Raw genomic sequence first — 16,861 nt, forward strand, 5'->3', positions numbered from 1 at the left:
GTTCCCCCCATAGGTCAATCAACGTGATCGCGTACGATGCTTTCGAGAAGCTTCAAGATGCCGGCCAGCATGAGTGCCACCAGCAAGGTGAAGAAGGCGTTATAGAGACGGCGCGGCTCCAGCGGATACTCCGGCAGGTTCGGCGTCTGCAGCACGGAAACCTTGTCGATCATCCGGGTAGCCTCCGAGCGTCCCCGCTCCAGCCCGGCCAGCGCGGCCTTGTAGATATCCTGGGCAAACACCGTTTCCATCTGCAGCCGCTGGTACTCTTCCATGGTGTAGTTCAGGGTCTTGCCTTCGGGCTGCGCGAGCTTGGCGCGCTCGCGGGCGATCTGGCGGTCTACCGCTGCCAGCGAGTTCTGCAGCATCACCACATTGGGATGATCGGCATTGAGGTTGCGAGGCAAGGCGGCCAGATTGGTCTGGATCTGGGAGCGCTGATCTTCCAGTTTGGACACGATGGCGTTGATGCCCTCGGCCGTGGTCTGAGGCGAGATCAGTCCCTTGCTGTTCTGGAAGCGCAGCAGTGCCTGGTTGGTCTGTTGTACCCGCAGGCGCGCGGTATCGACCTGACCGACCAGGAAATCGACCTGCGCCTGGGCCAGTTCATGGCCCAGTTGGTTCATGTAGCGCTCGCCTTCCTGGACCAGCGCACGCGCCAGATCCTGGGAAAACTTGGCGTCGTACGCCTGTACTGCGATACGCAGCACCCCGGCGTAGTCGTCATATTCCACGCTGACCCGCGACAGGTAATAGGCGTGGAAATGCTCGATTGAATCGCGGCCCAGCCACATCCGCGAGAAGGGGTCATGCCCGCTGTCACTGTAGTGCTCGCGCAGGTGCAGTTTCTGGTCGAGCTTTTTGAGCATGTCCACCGACAGCAGGTATTCCCGCAGCAGGAACTGATCGGCCCGATTGATGCCCAGCATGCCCTTGGTGACGGCGGAAAGGTCGGTGGCCGCAGAGGCTGCGGAGTCGGTCTTGCGCAGGATCACGGTCGCTTCCGAGACATATCGGTCCGAGGCCACAAAGAGCCAATAGAGGCTGATCAGCACGGCCAGCACAGCGATGACACGGATCAGCTTTCCGAAGATGCGGATGGACAACCAGTCCTGTTTCAGGCGCGCCCAGCGCGAGCCCTTGACGGAGATTGGGGAATTTTCTGCTTGCATGTTACTCATGGGTTCAACGTCTCTTTGTATGCCTTCAGTGCATCTTCAATGTCGTCGAACCAGTCGGCTCGACCATCGTGGATCCATATGCCGGACTGGCAAAAATCGCGCAGCGTGCGCTCGTCGTGCGCCACCATGATCAGACCGGCCCGATTGGTCATGGACTTGAATGCCGCTGCCGCCTTGCGCCGAAAGGCAGCATCGCCAGCCGCAGTCACTTCGTCGGAGATATAGACGTCGAAGTCGAAGGCCAGCGAGAGTCCGAATTGCAGGCGCGAGCGCATGCCTGACGAATAGGTCTTGACCGGCTCATCAAAAGCCGGCCCGAGTTCAGCGAAGTCCTGGATGAACTGCAGACGTTCGGCCAGATCGCTGCGATGGCCATGCACACGGCAGACAAACTTCGCGTTCTGGCGTCCGGTGAGCGTGCCTTCCAGGCCGCCCTGCCCCATCGGCCAGGACACACGGCATTGACGCTGGACCGATCCCTTGCTGGGCTGGTCAGCGCCGCAGATGATGCGCAACAAGGTCGATTTGCCGGCCCCGTTGGCGCCGATCAATGCAACGTTGCTCGCAGTAGGGATGCGCAGATTGATGCCGCGCAGTACCCAGCGTCCCACGCCATGCTCCGTCATGTAGCGCTTGTGAACGTCGTCGACCAGGATCATTGCATCACCAGCTTTCGTTCAAAGCGGCGGTACAGAACCAGTCCCAGGAACAGACTGGACAAGGCCCACATCAACAGGTAGTCGAGACTGGTCTCGGCGACTGCGTGGTAGTTCTCCATGTATCCCAGACGGATCAGTTCCAGGCCGTTGGCGACCGGGTTGTACATCAGCCAGCCACGATAAGGCTCAGGCACGGCCGACATCGGCAAGATGACGCCCGAGAGCAGATAGAGCGGCATCATCAGCAGCTTGAGGACATGTTCGCTCTCCGGCACCAGCGCCATGAGCACCGAAGCCACCAGGCCATAGCCCAGCGCGAACAGCCACAAGGCAACTGCCGACAGCAGTACCAGCAAGGGATCATCGACGGCCAGCGTGTCGTGTCCCAGCAGCGCCGCCCCCAACAGCAGCACGGCGCTGATGACCGCCATCAGGAAGGCCTCCAGCAGCGCGCGCATGAGCGCCGTGTCGAAAGGCTTGACCTGGCGATAGGCAAACAGCGGCAGGTTGGACTCGACCGCATAACTCACCTGCAGGGCGGTGCGACGGTAGAGGAAGAATCCCAGCATGCCGATCATCGTCCACACCGCGAGGTCGGCACCACCAATGGTCTGGATGCGCAGCGAGCGCCAGATCAGCGCAATGAAGCCGATATGCACCACTGGCTCGGCGATGAGCCACAGCCAGGCCGCGCGCATGTCGAACAGGCGATCCAGCGCCTCGCGCAGGAAGATCGCATGCCAGACCGACAGCGTTACCGACAGCGCGCTGCGCTGCCGGGGAGCCAGTGAATTGTCAGAAGATTCGATCACTTAGTCTTTGATCAGATTGTTCAGGGTGACACTGGGGGCTGCCACGGAGACCACCAGACTGAGGAACTTGCGGAATTCGGCGGCCGGCGAATTGGCGACGTAGATCACGTCATGGTCCTGCACCGGGAAGTTCTGGGTGACGAACAGCGAAGCCGGGTCGCGCAGGTCCACCTGGTAGACCACCGGCACCTTGCCGTCCACACCCACAGCCAGCGGCTGGGCGCTGCGCACCAGGGCGGGATCTTCGAAGCGGAAGATGAACACGCCGCGGGCATCGGCACGGCTATCGTTGAGTCCACCGGAGCGTGCCAGCGCCTGGGCCAGGGAAATACCGGCCGCCTCGAACGGAATTTCCTCGTTCTTGCCGGTCGCCCCCAGCACCGAGAAGGATTGCGACTGGAACAACGCGGTCACCACATCACCGGGTTGCAAGGCAATGTTCTGACGCGGGTCGCGGATGATTGCGTCCAGCGGCATGGAGGCGGTCAGGTCGGCACGCGAAAGCTGGATGGCCATGCGATTGACCGGTTGCTTGACGCCGCCACTGGCGGCCAGTGCGTCCAGCAGTCGTTCGCGACGCGGCGTCAGTGGCAGGAGCACACTGTTGCTGACCTCGCCCACCACGGTCACATTGGATGAATTGTTCTTGCCCACGCGCACCATCACCTGTGGCCTGTTGGCCTTGCCATTGAGGCGACGCACAATCTCGCGCTCGATCTCGTCGGTGGTCTTGTCATTGGCCACGATGCGACCCGCAAAGGGAATACCGATGGTGCCGTCCGAGGACACCATCTGCGAAGGAAAGGCGACTGGCTGCACCGTGGTCGCGCTGACATGGGCGTCCGCGGAGACGGTTCCGAACAGCACCGCGGGCGGGGTCTCCCACAGGGTGACATCGACCACATCACCGGAACGCACCAGGTAACGATCATCGGCCTTGCCGTCGAACAGTCTGGCGAATTGCTCGTGCTTGCGGCTGGCAGCCAGCCTGCGTGCCAGTGCATCATCCACATCGACCAGCTGGATACCCTCGATGCGACCCGAGGCAGGCTCTTCGATCACCTGCGCACGGCTGGCGCCGGAGGTAGGAATCCAGCCTGGCATGGTGGCGCAACCGGCCAGCAGCGCGATCAGGCTAAAGGGAAGGGCAAGACGCGCCCGGAGGGTCATTGAATGCATGGCTTGGGTATCTTCTTGGGTATCGCTATGGGCGGCCTGTCAGCCGACCAGTTTTCTGAGCAGCTCACAGGTGGTGGTGATCTGCTCTTCGCTGTGCATGGCGGAGAAGAAGAAACGCAGGCGCGCGGCCTTCTCTTCCACGGCGGGATAAATGATCGGCTGAGCATTGACGCCGGCCTGGAACATCTGCTCCGACAGCTTGCCGGCCTTGATCGAACTGCCCGTGATCACGGGCACCACGGCATAGCCCTGGGCATAGCCGGTGTTGATGCCGTACTCCTGCATCCGTTGCAGGAACTGTCCGGTGCGCGCGCGCAGCTGGTGCACCCGTTGCGGCTCGGCCAGCATGATGCGCAACGCTTCCAGCGAGGCCGCCGCCAACGGGGGCGAGATACCGACGCTGTAGACGAAACCGGGGGCGGCGTACTTCAGGTGCTCCACCAGTGCCCGCTCACCGGCGATATAGCCGCCGCAACTGGCCAGGGTCTTGGAGAGCGTGCCCATCCAGATATCGACATCCTTGCCAGCCACGCCAAAGTGCTCGCGCAGACCGCGTCCGCTCTGGCCGAGCACGCCCAGCGAATGCGCCTCGTCGACCATCAGGAAGGCAGCATGGCGGCGCTTGATGTCGATGAAGGCCGGCAGGTCGGGAATGTCACCGTCCATGCTGTAGAGACCTTCGATGACGATCAGCACCCGCTCGAAACGCGGGCGCACCTCGGCCAGGATGGCGTCCAGTGCCGCCGCGTCGTTATGCGGGAAGGAGCGTCGCGTGGCACCGGATAGCCGGGCACCTTCCAGGACGCTGTTGTGGATCAGACTATCGTGCAGGATCAGGTCCTTGGGGCCGAACAGATAACCGATGGTGGTGACATTGGTCGCATGGCCACTGACGAAGACCACACAGTCCTCGACCTCATAGAGCGCGGCCAGCGCCTGTTCCAGTTCCTGCTGGACCGGTCGTTCACCCGCGACCAGGCGGCTGGCCGACGGCGTGGTGCCATAGCGCAGGATGGCGTCGCTGGCGGCCTGGTTGACCGACGGATGACCGTTCAGACCGAGGTAGTTGTAGTTGGCGAAGTTGATCAGCTCACGTCCGCCGACGCGGGTGGTCGCACCGGCGATGCCTTCATGGACCTTGAAAAACGGATTGGGTACGCCAAAGCGATCGGCGGCGACCTTGGGTACGAGGATCTTCTGGTAACCCGGATGATGGTCGAAGCGGGTGAACGCCTGCGACACCCTGGTCTGCGTCGGCTGCGCAGCGGCACCGGCAGCGCGGCCGCCTCCGCTGGCGGCGCCGTTCTTGCCCAGGAAACGTGCGATCAGGTCCGACTTGGACCTTCCTTCCAATTTGCTCATGGGGTCAACCTCGCGCCTTGCGCCTTCATGCGTTGGGTCTCGGCGCTCATGCGGGCCCGATCATCGGCGCTGACCTCTTCGCCATGCTTGCGGATGAAATCCTCGACCAGCGTGTCGCTACCGGGCGCATCTTCGATCGCATCCTCGCCGCCGAGACGGGCGGTGATCTTGGCGGCGACCTTGGCAATGGTGGGCGCATCATTGAGCATCATGACCGGCAACTGCACACCGACCCGGCGCTCCAGCCCCATGGCAAGTTCCACCGCCATCAGGGAATCGAGGCCGAGATCGTGCAGTGCTTGTTCATGGCCGATGCGTTCTTCGCTCACGCCCAGGATGGCCGACACCTCGCGCGCCACCTGCTGGCTGACCAGCTGATGAATTTCGGCGCCGGACTTGCCGGCCACCATGCTGCGGAAATCACTGTCGTTCTGGTCATCGGTGCTCATCACGCGCGCCGCGTCCAGTGCCGCGAAACGGGCGGCCGGCGCCAGCAGGCGCGCCAGCGTAGGCCATTCGAAATTGGCAGCGGCCAGGGTGTCGCCGGGGCCGCCTGCGGCCAGAATCCGTCCCAGCGTATCCAGGGCCTGACGGGTCGTTAGCGGAGGACGTCCCAGGCGCTGCTCCAGCGCGTCGCGCACTGCGGTATTGCGGGTCAGGTAACCGCTATCGGCGATGGGCCCCCAACCGATGGAAATCGCTGGCAACCCCTGTCGGCGACGCAGGCCGGCCAGGCTTTCCAGGCCGGCATTGGCCGCCACATAGTTGGCCTGGCCAGGATTGCCGATCGATGTGGTAATGGAGGAATACAGCACGAAGTGCTCCAGCGGCAGAGCGGCGGTCGCTTCATGCAGATGCCATGCCCCCTGCAGCTTGGGCCGCAGGACTGCCTCGATGGCCTCAGGATCCAGCTTGGGGATAAGGCGATCGTCGATCACCATGGCCGCATGCAGAACACCTTTCAGCGGTGGCAGGGTGTGGCCGATCTCGTCGATCAATGCCGTCAGCGCGCTGCGGTCGCTGATGTCGCAGGCAGCGGCATGGACCCGCGTGCCCTGCGCCTGCAGCTCGGCGATGGCTTCCGCTGCGCCAGGGGTCGCCGCGCCGCGTCGGCTCACCAGCACCAGGCTGCGCACGCCCTGTTGCGCCAGCCACCGGGCCGAAGCCAGGCCGAAACCGGACAGGCCGCCCGTGACCAGCCAGGTGGCATCGGCCTGCAGCAGAGGCTGCGCGGCACCGCTGGCTTCCACGCGCGCGGGCGTCTGGTCCAGCGTGACGACCACCTTGCCGATGTGGCGCGCCTGTTGCATGGTGCGGAAGGCATCGACGATATGCGGCACGGCAAAACTGCGATATGGCAGCGGCGCCAGCACGCCTTCGTCGAACAGTGCCATGAGTTCGGTGAACAGGCGTGCGGCCAGCCGTGGGCGACCGGTCAGCAACTGGTCGGCATCAATGCCGAAATAGCTGATGTTGTCCTTGAAGGGTCGCAAGCCGATGGGCGTGTTCTCGAAGAAATCGCGCTTGCCAAGTTCCAGGAAGCGGCCGAAGGGCTTGAGCACCGAGAAGTTGCGACGTACGGCCTCGCCTGCCAGCGAATTGAGGACCACGTCCACACCCTCGCCGCCGGTCGCGGCCATGATGTCGTCGACGAAGTCCAGGCTACGCGAATCAAACACATGGTCGGCACCGAGCAGGCGCACGAAGTCACGCTTTTCCTCGCTACCGGCGGTGGCAAAGACTTCCGCGCCAAGGTGGCGGGCCAACTGGATGGCCGCGATGCCGACCCCACCGGCACCGCCGTGGATCAGCACGCGTTCGCCTTCGGCCAGGTTGGCCAGGTGACACAGCGCGTAATAGACGGTGAAGAAGACGGTCGGCACCGTGGCCGCGGATTCGAAACTCCAGTGGGCAGGCTTGCGCGCCACTGCGTCGCGTCGGGTGACGATATGGCTGGCGAAGCAGGCGCTGCCAAAGCCCATGACCTCCTCGCCGACCCGCAGATCAGTCACGGCCGCCCCGACCCGGGTAACAACACCGGCGAATTCCAGCCCCAGGCTGGCACCGGCAAAACCGTTCTCGACCGCTTCGTCGGGCAGCAGACCCATCAGGTACATGACATCGCGGAAGTTCAGGCCGGCGGCCAGGGTACGTACTTCGATCTGGTCATCGGCCAGTGGCTGCGGCGCCATCGCGAACCATTGCAGGTTGCGCAACTGGCCTGGCACCTTGAAGTCCAGACGGAAACGCGTCGGCTCCGAGGCCTGGGACGCTGCCGTAGCAAGCTGTTCGCTGGCTTGCCAGCGCAGAGCCAGGCGCGCCTGGCCGCTGAGCAGGATTTCGTTGACGCCATCCGGTGCGAGCAGCTCCTGGCCCAGACGCACTGCGTCCTCCTGCCGCCCGGCGCCGCTGTCCATGTCCACCAGCGTGACCTGCAGATCCGGGAATTCGTTCATCGCCACGCGCATGGCCCCCCACAGCGCCGCTTGCGCCGGCTTGTGCTGGTAGTGCGCGGGCAGGTCCTGTGCCAGTGCGCCACCCTGGGTCACTACCCACAGGCGGGGGACGCGTGTCGAGCGTATCAGCGAGGGCAGTACATCCAGCAGTTCGCTCACGTAGAAGCCTGCGGCATCGACGCTTGCTGACGAGCCGCGCAGATAGACCACCTGATCGCCGCCGTTATGCAGGACCCGCTCCAGGTCGGTGGTGCAATCGACTTCCTGGCCTTGGGCGATCAGGCAGGCGCGCAGATGTTCGGTCATCAGTGCCGATGCGTCGTCGAACCAGAGCAACCAGCGGCGTGTCGGGCCGGTCGGCGTCGGCGAGGGCTGTGCCTCGGCGGCATGACGCGCCAGCAGCAGGTAGGCAGCGCGTGCCGCGGCATCTGGTTCACTGACACTTTCGATGTCGGCAAAGCCGGCACGGGTCAAGAAGATTTCCCAGTCGGCCGGTGAGGTCAGCGAAGACAGCGGCGCATCTGCGGCCTCATCCTGCTGTACCGGGGCATGCCACCAGTGCGGACGCAGCCCTTCGATGAAATCGGCGCTCAGGTCGGCGTGGCGCTCGGCCACGACCAGCAGTCCGCCCGGTACGATCTGGCGGCGCAGTTTTTCCAGTACCTGTTGCGGCTGTGCGGCCAGGTTCAGGCAGTGGCGCAGCACAACGACATCGTAGGACTGCGGCAGCTCTGCATCGCTGTGCACATTCCAGTCGGCATCCAGCCGGGCCAGTGCCAGGCCGGGCAGACCTGCCAGTTCGGCCTGGTGACGCTGGACCATGGTTTCATCGGACAGCGCCAGGGTGTAATGCAGACTGCCCTCGGATTGCGACTGTACGAAACGGCGTGCCACATCGCTGTAGCCAACAGATATCTCCAGAATGCGCAGGCGCGACTGGATGGGCCAGACCCGCGCGAGATCGGAGAGCAGTTGCTCGATGCCGCGCGTGCTGCCGGTATAGACGGGGTCGCTGTCAAGCTGGGTTTCCACCGCGGGCATACGCGCCAACTGCATCCAGAAGCTCTCATGCAGCGACGGATCGGCCAGTAGTGCCGGCAGGTGCAGGCCCACGCGACCGGCCAGCAATAGTTGCGGCAGGCTTTGGGGGGACTGGTTGAGCAGGAGTTTCCAGATCTCTGCAGCCGGCGGCAGTGCGGAATCCGCATGCAGTTGCCAGTGCTGACCTGCACGGCTCAACAGGCCTTCGGCATGCAGCACATGGCGCACCCAGCGGCCATAGGCGCTGTGTTCCAGCAAGGCCGGGTCCAGTCCATCGCGCAAGGCTTCGTGCAGGAAGGCCATCACCAGGGCTTCCTGCAGCGGCAGGTTCTCGTTGAACCACGATTGGCGCTGCGCGGCCATCTGAGACAGGGTCTGGCGAATGCTATCGACCATTGGAGCCAGCGCCTCTTGGTTGTGCAGGTGGCCAGCGCCGTCAGCGCGAGGTGCCAGGCGCGCGCTGGTCTGCCACAGGCTGACCGCACCACCGGCGCCTTGAACCAACGGCGCGGCGCGGAACCGGCAATCGCTCAGGCGTGCCACCAGTTCGCCATCGGCATCATGCAATTCGATATCGGCCAGGGCGGCGCGCGTGCTGACGCGCTTGAGATGCAAGCGGGCGAACTGCGGACAAGCCGCGCCGAATACCTCCACGCGTGCGGTCTTGACAGGCAGGAAGGCGCGTCCCTGGCCAGCGCGGATTTCGTCTCCGGAAAAGCCGACCAGTGCCTGGTAGCAGACATCCAGCAGGGCTGGATGCAGCAGGTAGTCGGCCAGGCCGTTCTGCACCGCAGACGGCAGGGACAGATGCAATTCCATGCAGCGCCCGGCGACGCGGGCGTGGCTGAAGCCGCGGAACGCAGGGCCATACTCCAGCCCGACGGCAGCGGTAAAACCATAATGCTCGCTGGCGTCAATCACGCCGGCGTCGGCGGGCACACTGATGGTGCCGGCGCGACATCCCTTGCCCGGGGCCAGGATGCGACCGCTGGCATGCAGCGTCCATTCGTCGGCCGACAGACGTGGCTTGCTCTTGATGAGGAAACTGCCATCGCGCTCGTTCAAGCTCAGACGCAAGGTGCGGGCCTGGTCCTGATCGAAGAGCATCGGTGCCAGGATATCGACCTGATCCAGCAGATAGTGACCGCTGCCCTGGGTCCCCAGCCATTGCCGGGCCGCGGCCAGCGCCATCTCGGTATAGCCGGCACCGGGGAAGACCGTCGCACCACCGACCTGATGGTCCTTCAGCCAAGGCAGGATGCTTGCGTCCAGTACGTTCTCCCAGGCATGGCCGTCGTACAGGGACCAGCCGAGCAAGGGATGCTCGCGGCGGCTGGTATTGGCGCGCCGTCCTTCGCTGGTGCTGGGGTGCCAGTGCCGCACATGTTGCCAGGGGTAGGAGGGCAGGCGTACTGGACGTCCAGGCTGCGGGAAATGATGCTGCAGATTGGGTGCACGCGCCAGCAATTCGCCCCGCGCCACGGTATCCATGAGACAGTCCACGCCATCATGCTGGCGACGCAGGAAGGGCAGTACCTTGCCCTTGACGCCTGCGCCTTGCAACGATTCACCGATGTAGCGCTGCAGGATCGCATGAGGTCCGATTTCGATGAAGACGCGGCAGTGGCGTTGCGCCAGCACACGAATAGCCTGATCGAACAGCACCGGTGCACGCACGTTACGCCACCAGTAGTCAGCATCAAGCTGGTTGCCTTGCAGCTCCCCACCGGTGACCGTAGAAACGAAGATGGCCAGATCCGCTGGGCCCGGTCGCAGTCCTTGCAGACTGTCCACAAGCAGTTGCTGCACCGGGTCCATGGCGTGGCTGTGGAAGGCGTAGTCGAGATCGAGCAGACGGAAGAACACACCGCGCGGACGAAGCCACGCCTCGATGCGGGCCAGTTGCTCGGGCGCCCCCGAGAGAGTGACATTGCCAGGACTATTGATCCCGGCCACGACGACGTCGTCACTGCCGGTGGCGACGATGGCCTCCAGTACATCCTGTTCACCCAGGGCGACGGCGGCCATGCGGCCGGCACCCCGGGTCTTGCCTTGCGCGGCACTGCGCATGACTACCACCTGCAAGGCCTGATCCAGGCTGAGTGCGCCACAAGCCCAGGCGGCGGCCACTTCGCCCACGCTATGGCCGGTCACGGCCGCAGGCTGCACCCCCTGTTCACGCAGCAGCAAGGTCGCGCCGACCTGCACGGCGAACAGCAGCGGCTGTGCCACTTCGGTTTCGTCCAGACGGGCCTGCGTGCCGTCGGCGTAGAGTTCGGCCAGGATGGAATAGCCGAGCATGGGATGCATGCGCGCATCCAGATCGGTGATGATCTGCCTGAAGCGCGGGACTTCCTCGCACAGGCGACGTCCCATGCCGACCCATTGCGCGCCATTGCCGGAATAGACGAAGGCGATATCGCCAGACTCGGCGGGTTCGTCTTCGCACACGATCGTGGCCACGGCATGGCCGGCGGCATAGGCTTGCAGCGCGGCGACCAGTTCGGTACGCGAACCGGCCCGGCACACCAGCCGGCGAGCCAGGCGCTGGCGCCCGGTGGCACTGGCATAGGCGACGTCATAGCAACGCTCGTCGGCCACCTCATCGGCCAACCAGCTTGCATAGCGCCCGGCCAGCTCGCGCAGGGCGTCTTCGGTTCTGGCCGAAAGGTAGAGCGGTGGCAGGCCAGCGGCCGCAGGGGTGTTGCCGGCGACCTCGGCCACCGCCGGGGTGCCGGCTTCCAGCAGCACATGGGCATTGGCGCCACCAAATCCAAAGGAATTCAGGCCAGCGATCAGCGTACGACCATTACCGGGGGGCAGCTCGGTATAGTCAGTCAGCAGGGCCAGCTTCAGGCCGGCGAAATCGATGCGGGGATTGGGCGTGTTGAGATGCAGGCTGGCCGGCAAGGCGCGCTGACGCAGGGCGATCACGGTCTTGACCAGTCCGGCCATACCGGAGGCGGCCTCGAGATGGCCCAGGTTGGCTTTCACCGAGCCGATGGGGAGATCCCGTTCGCGCCCCGAGCCGGCACCATAGACTGCGCCGATGGCGGCCGCCTCGATCGGATCGCCAACCGACGTACCGGTCCCGTGCGCCTCGACGAAATCAATTTCGGCTGCCGCCAGTCCGCTGCGGGCAAGAACGCTGCGCATCAGCTCCACCTGGCCGTCGCGGCTGGGGATGGTGATGCCGGTCTTGCGCGAGCCATCGGCATTGACGCCGCTGGCGCGGATGACGGCCAATACATCGTCACCGTCGGCCTGGGCCTGGGCCAGCGGCTTGAGCAGCAGCACGGCCCCGCCTTCGGCGCGCACGTAGCCATCACCGGATTCGTCAAAGGCCTTGCTGCGCCCGTCCGCCGACAGCATGGAGGCCTTGGTGAAGCCCACGAACGGATAGGGATGCATGAGCATGTTGACGCCACCGACCAGCGCGGTGGAAGCCTGACCGGTCTGCAGCGCCACGCAGGCGTGATGCAGTGCGACCAGCGACGAGGAACACGCGGTATCGACGGCCAGCGAAGGGCCGTGCAGATCGAAGACGTAGGAAATGCGGTTGGCGGCCACACTCATGGTGTTGCCGGTCATCATGTGGCCACCCAGGCTGGACAGATCGTCCAGCACGCGGGTGCCGTAATCGAGACTGGAAATGCCGACGTAGACGGCGCAATCGCTGCCGGCCAACGAGGCAGGCGGCACGCCTGCATGCTCCAGAGCCTCCCAGGTCAGCTCCAGCAGCAGACGCTGCTGCGGATCCATCCAGGCCGCCTCACGGGGCGAAATGCCGAAGAATTCCGCATCGAACTGGTCCGCACGGGACAGCACGCCGGCGGCAAAGGTGATGCTGCGCCCAGGTTCGGCGCGTGTTCCGTGTTGCAGTTCGTCGGTCGCCCAGCGATCGGCCGGCACCTCGGTCACCAGGTCACGACCCGCCTTCAGCGCCGTCCAGAAATCGGTTTCATTGCCAAGATCGCCGGGCAATCGAAAGCCCATGCCAACGATGGCTACAGGCAGGCACACAGGGGGACTTGACTGACTGCTGCCCAACGAGCTCTGGTCAATTCCGTGCGGCAACTTATCGCCATCGCTCGTTGTGCTTTGAGCCATGCTTCCCCCGAAGATGCTCTCCCCTGCCCCCTCGTAAGCTCAGACGCCTGCTTGACTTCCGAATCCAACACGCAGTGAAGATAGTTCACTTATTCACTTAATCAGGCGGCGAAGTATTCAGTAAATAATCGCAAACATCCCGATGAATTCCGATGTTGTATTGTAAAAGCGGAGCATCGGAGAAGCAACGAACTGAGGAATTTTTAACCTAAATTCATCCCGGATGATGAGATCGAATTATCATAAGGCGGCCTCGAGCCCAAGATCATTCTGAGAGAAATCGAGAAATATACGGTTATTTAGGAGTTTTTTAATCCATCTTATAGGATTTTTCTCATATTTCCAAAATAACATCATTCCTGCTGGAATGTTGTGTTTTATGACAAAAAGCTGGAAAGTACGACTAGATTCCGATTATTAGATAAGCCATTACCGATGTATTCCTCACACCACAGCTCGGCTGTCGATTACGTAACTGCACCGGCGTGAATGCATGGGTTTCAAACCGGGGCAGGTACGCATTTAGGGCAGGACGGAACATTCGCGGGTTGACCATCGACGATTGCTCCCAGGAAAAGATAGTCGCCGATACTTGCCAACCGCTGTACTAACGCAGTTCAAGCAGCGCCGTCATTTCGCCTCCCGCCACCTCGAACCGCTCGACCAGATAATCCAGCAAGGCCCGCACCCGGGGCGCCATGTAGCGCGTGCGTTGGTAAAGCGCATGCACCGGTGCTTCCGGGGCGCGCCACTGCGGCATCACCACCTGCAAGTTACCCTCGCGCAAGTCCGCCGCCACGTCCCAGATCGACTTCATGACCAGTCCCTTGCCTTCGATGGCCCACTGACGGGCCAGCGCGCCGTCGTTGGTTTCGCGTGCGCTGGTGAGGGGAACGGTATGGGTCTGCACCACGCCGTCACGCTCAAAGCGCCACTCGTTGGCCGGACCGCTGGCCGTGAGCAGCACGATGCAGTCCTGATGCTGCAGATCGGCCGGCTGTTGCGGCGCTTGGCGACCGGCCAGATAGGACGGCGCCGCGCACAGCACGCGGCGGTTCGGGGCCAGCGGGCGGGCAACCATGGAACTGTTCTGCGGTACACCGAAGCGGATGGCCAGGTCCAGGTCGTCCTGCAGCAGATTGGCGACCGTGTCGCCCAGGATCAGGGCCAGCGTGATCTGGGGATGCAGCGCATTGAATTCTTCCAGCCAGCCCTGCAGGACATGGCGGCCGAAGTCGGAGGTGGCGGCGATGCGCAACTTGCCGCTGACAGCGCTGCGGCCTGCCTGCAAGGCCGCCTGGGCATCGTCCAGCGCGGCCAGGGCCTGCTGGCAGTGCGACAGATAGAGCGCTCCCTCGGCGGTCAGTCGCAGGCGGCGTGTGGTGCGCTCGAAGAGCCGCGTGTTGAGCTCCGCCTCCAGCTTGACCAGCCGCGCGCTGGCCGCCGCCGGGGACAAGCCGATCTTGCGCCCCGCTGCTGATAGGCTGCCCAGGCCGGCGGCCTCCACGAAGAGTCGGATATCACCCAGGTTGTGCGCTGCCATTATTCCGCTCCATTTGATAATTATTCAAATACTAGACCAATTATCAAATTCCAATGCGGTTCGCATAATGACCTCCATCAGCGCCTGAACCCTTCGATGAACCCTTTGATCGTCTTGCCCCCTTTTTTGGAGTCTTTCATGCAAACCCCGACCTCCCTGCTGGCACCGCTGACCGTGGGCCACCTTTCGCTTCCCCACCGCATCGTGATGGCCCCCATGACCCGCGCACGCAGTTCGCAGCCGGGTGACATTCCCAATGCCATGAACGCCTTGCACTACGCTCAACGCGCTTCGGCTGCGCTGATCATCACCGAGGCATCGCAGATTTCGCCGCAGGGCAAGGGCTACTCCTTTACCCCGGGCATCTACAGCCCCGAGCAGGTCGCCGGCTGGCGCCTGGTCAGCGAGGCGGTGCATCGTGCCGATGGCCGTATCTTCCTGCAGCTGTGGCATGTGGGCCGCATGTCGCATCCCGATTTCCACGACGGCGCGCTGCCGGTGGCGCCTTCGGCAATGCCCTTCGAGGGCCAGATCTGGAAGGTGGACCCCGTCACCGGCCAGGGCGGCATGGTCGCCAGCCCGACCCCTCGCGCACTGGAACGCCAGGAGATCAAGGCCATCGTGGAGGACTTCCGCCGCGCTGCACGCAATGCCATCGACGCCGGTTTCGATGGTGTGGAAATCCACGGCGCCAATGGTTACCTGGTGGACCAGTTCCTGCGCACCACTTCCAATGTGCGTACCGACGAATACGGCGGTTCACGCGAAAACCGGTTGCGCTTCCTGAAGGAGGTGGTCGATGCAGTGGCCGATGAAGTCGGTGCGCATCGCACCGCGATCCGCCTGGCGCCCTTCCTGACCGCTCGCGGCATGGATTGCCCGGACATCCTGCCCACCATCCTGGATGCGGCCGCCTGGCTGCAGCAGCGCGGCATTGCCTATCTGCACCTGGTGGAAGCGGACTGGGACGATGCGCCGGTCGTGACCGAAGCATTCCGCCAGCAACTGCGCGAGCGTTTCAGCCATCCCATCATCGTGGCTGGCAACTACAACAAGGCGCGTGCGCAATGGGTGCTGGAACACGGCTACGCCGACCTGGTGGCCTTCGGCCGCCCCTTTGTTGCCAATCCGGATTTCCCGCGCCGCCTGATCGAAGACCTGCCCCTGGCCGAATTTGATGGCGCTACGCTGTTCGGTGGTACCGAGGTCGGCTATACCGACTACCCCGCCCTGCCGACTGCCACCGCGGCAGCCGCCTGAACCTCTTCCACCGGTTGATCCCTCAAGGAGTCTGATCATGAAAGACCAGAAAATCGTCGTCATCGGCGGCCTGACCGGCATCGGTCGCGCCGTCGCCGAACAGGCTGCCGCTGCCGGCGCGCAGGTGACCGTGGCCGGGCGCTGCAGTGCGCCGGCCGACTTTCCCACCCACATCACCACGGCCCAGGTCGACATCGGCAACGATGCGTCGGTGGCGCAACTGTTTGCCGGCATCGGCAGCTTCGATCATCTGGTGGTCACGGCCGGTCCCGTGATCGGGTCGGCGCGACTGGCCGACCTGAAGATCGCCGACGCCATGGCCGCCTTCAACGTAAAGTTCTTCGGCCAGATACGCGCCGCGCAACAGGCACTACCCTATCTGCAGCCCAACGGTTCCATCACCTTCACTTCCGGCCTGCTGGCACGCAAGGCGGCTCCGGGTGCACTGGTGAAGGCGACCATGAATGCCGCCACCGAAATCCTCGCCAAGACCCTGGCCAAGGAACTGGCGCCCTTGCGCGTGAACGTGGTCAGCCCGGGCATGGTCGAGAGTGGCATGTGGGGCGACATGAGTGAGGCCGACCGCAAGGCCATGGCCACGCGCGCCGGAGGCAAGCTGCCGGTGGGACGCGTGGGTCAGGGCGCGGACCTGGCGCAGGCCTACCTGTTGCTGATGCAGAACGGCTTCATGACCGGCAGCGTGGTCGATGTCGACGGTGGCGGGCTGCTGTAGAGATCAGGTATCGCATGCATCTTGATCACATCACCATCGTGGCCGGTGACTGCAGCTTCCTGCGCCAGTTCTTCGTGGAAGTGGCCGGCCTGAGGGAGGGTCCAAGGCCGCCTTTCGGCAGTACCGGCCATTGGCTTTACCTGGGCCAGCAGCCGGTACTGCATCTCATCGAACGCAGCACCCTGCCAGCCCCACACGGCATCAGCAATGGGCCGCCGGCCACGCGTATCGACCATCTGGCGCTGCGCATCGACAGTCATCCGGAATGGCAGGCGCTGCTGCAACGTCTGCATGCGCACCGCCTGCGCTATCGGATCGAGACGATCGATGCCCTGCAGGAACGGCAACTCTTCGTGGCGCCGGTTCCCGGGGTCAAGGTCGAGTTCGTGATTGCCGAACGGCATCTTGAGGCGACCTGATTGCGCCCCTTCTGCCGCAATCCTCACCAACCCTTCGCATCCATCCCCCTTCGCAAACTTCTCGGCCCCCTGCGGGCGCAATTTAGCCAACATCATTGGCAGTTTC

At 63.7% G+C, this 16,861-nt stretch carries 10 protein-coding genes; 3 read left to right on the top strand and 7 right to left on the bottom strand.

The window, feature by feature from the left end; all coding sequences use genetic code 11:
• Positions 1-14: 14 nt before the first annotated feature.
• The 7 genes from ACEOAC_RS21425 to ACEOAC_RS21455 all read right to left on the bottom strand — a co-directional run bounded on the left by ACEOAC_RS21425 (position 15) and on the right by ACEOAC_RS21455 (position 14,343).
• Complete coding sequence (locus ACEOAC_RS21425) at positions 15-1,181, bottom strand: chain-length determining protein (protein WP_413628574.1); 1,167 nt, start codon at positions 1,179-1,181, stop codon at positions 15-17.
• Positions 1,178-1,840 (bottom strand): ABC transporter ATP-binding protein, encoded by a 663-nt coding sequence (locus ACEOAC_RS21430; RefSeq protein WP_006462892.1) that lies wholly within the window; start codon positions 1,838-1,840, stop codon positions 1,178-1,180. The genes ACEOAC_RS21425 and ACEOAC_RS21430 overlap by 4 nt, the downstream gene beginning before the upstream one ends.
• Positions 1,837-2,652, bottom strand: a complete 816-nt coding sequence (locus ACEOAC_RS21435; protein WP_006462891.1) for an ABC transporter permease — start codon at positions 2,650-2,652, stop codon at positions 1,837-1,839. Before ACEOAC_RS21435 ends, ACEOAC_RS21430 begins: the two co-directional genes overlap by 4 nt.
• Positions 2,653-3,822 (bottom strand): polysaccharide biosynthesis/export family protein, encoded by a 1,170-nt coding sequence (locus ACEOAC_RS21440; protein WP_413443445.1) that lies wholly within the window; start codon positions 3,820-3,822, stop codon positions 2,653-2,655.
• Between the two features lie 48 nt (positions 3,823-3,870).
• On the bottom strand, positions 3,871-5,193 hold the full coding sequence (locus tag ACEOAC_RS21445) for an aminotransferase class I/II-fold pyridoxal phosphate-dependent enzyme (protein WP_234295514.1): 1,323 nt from the start codon (positions 5,191-5,193) through the stop codon (positions 3,871-3,873).
• Positions 5,190-12,800, bottom strand: a complete 7,611-nt coding sequence (locus ACEOAC_RS21450) for an SDR family NAD(P)-dependent oxidoreductase (protein WP_413628575.1) — start codon at positions 12,798-12,800, stop codon at positions 5,190-5,192. Before ACEOAC_RS21450 ends, ACEOAC_RS21445 begins: the two co-directional genes overlap by 4 nt.
• Before the next feature lie 607 nt (positions 12,801-13,407).
• Complete coding sequence (locus ACEOAC_RS21455; RefSeq protein WP_413443800.1) at positions 13,408-14,343, bottom strand: LysR family transcriptional regulator; 936 nt, start codon at positions 14,341-14,343, stop codon at positions 13,408-13,410.
• 138 nt (positions 14,344-14,481) lie between these two features.
• Here ACEOAC_RS21455 and ACEOAC_RS21460 point away from each other — a divergent pair, with 138 nt between their 5' ends.
• Genes ACEOAC_RS21460 through ACEOAC_RS21470 form a run of 3 tightly spaced genes read left to right on the top strand, consistent with a single transcriptional unit; the run spans position 14,482 to position 16,755 of the window.
• Entirely contained in the window at positions 14,482-15,603 is a 1,122-nt protein-coding gene (locus ACEOAC_RS21460) for an alkene reductase (RefSeq protein WP_413443799.1), read from the top strand.
• Positions 15,604-15,640: 37 nt separating this feature from the next.
• Entirely contained in the window at positions 15,641-16,336 is a 696-nt protein-coding gene (locus ACEOAC_RS21465; RefSeq protein ID WP_413443798.1) for an SDR family oxidoreductase, read from the top strand.
• A gap of 14 nt (positions 16,337-16,350) precedes the next feature.
• Positions 16,351-16,755 carry an extradiol dioxygenase gene (locus ACEOAC_RS21470; protein ID WP_413443797.1) on the top strand — a complete coding sequence of 135 codons (405 nt, stop codon included), beginning with the start codon at positions 16,351-16,353 and terminating at the stop codon, positions 16,753-16,755.
• Positions 16,756-16,861: the final 106 nt, after the last annotated feature.

This window comes from Herbaspirillum frisingense (assembly GCF_047325095.1).
Lineage (GTDB): Bacteria > Pseudomonadota > Gammaproteobacteria > Burkholderiales > Burkholderiaceae_D > Herbaspirillum > Herbaspirillum frisingense.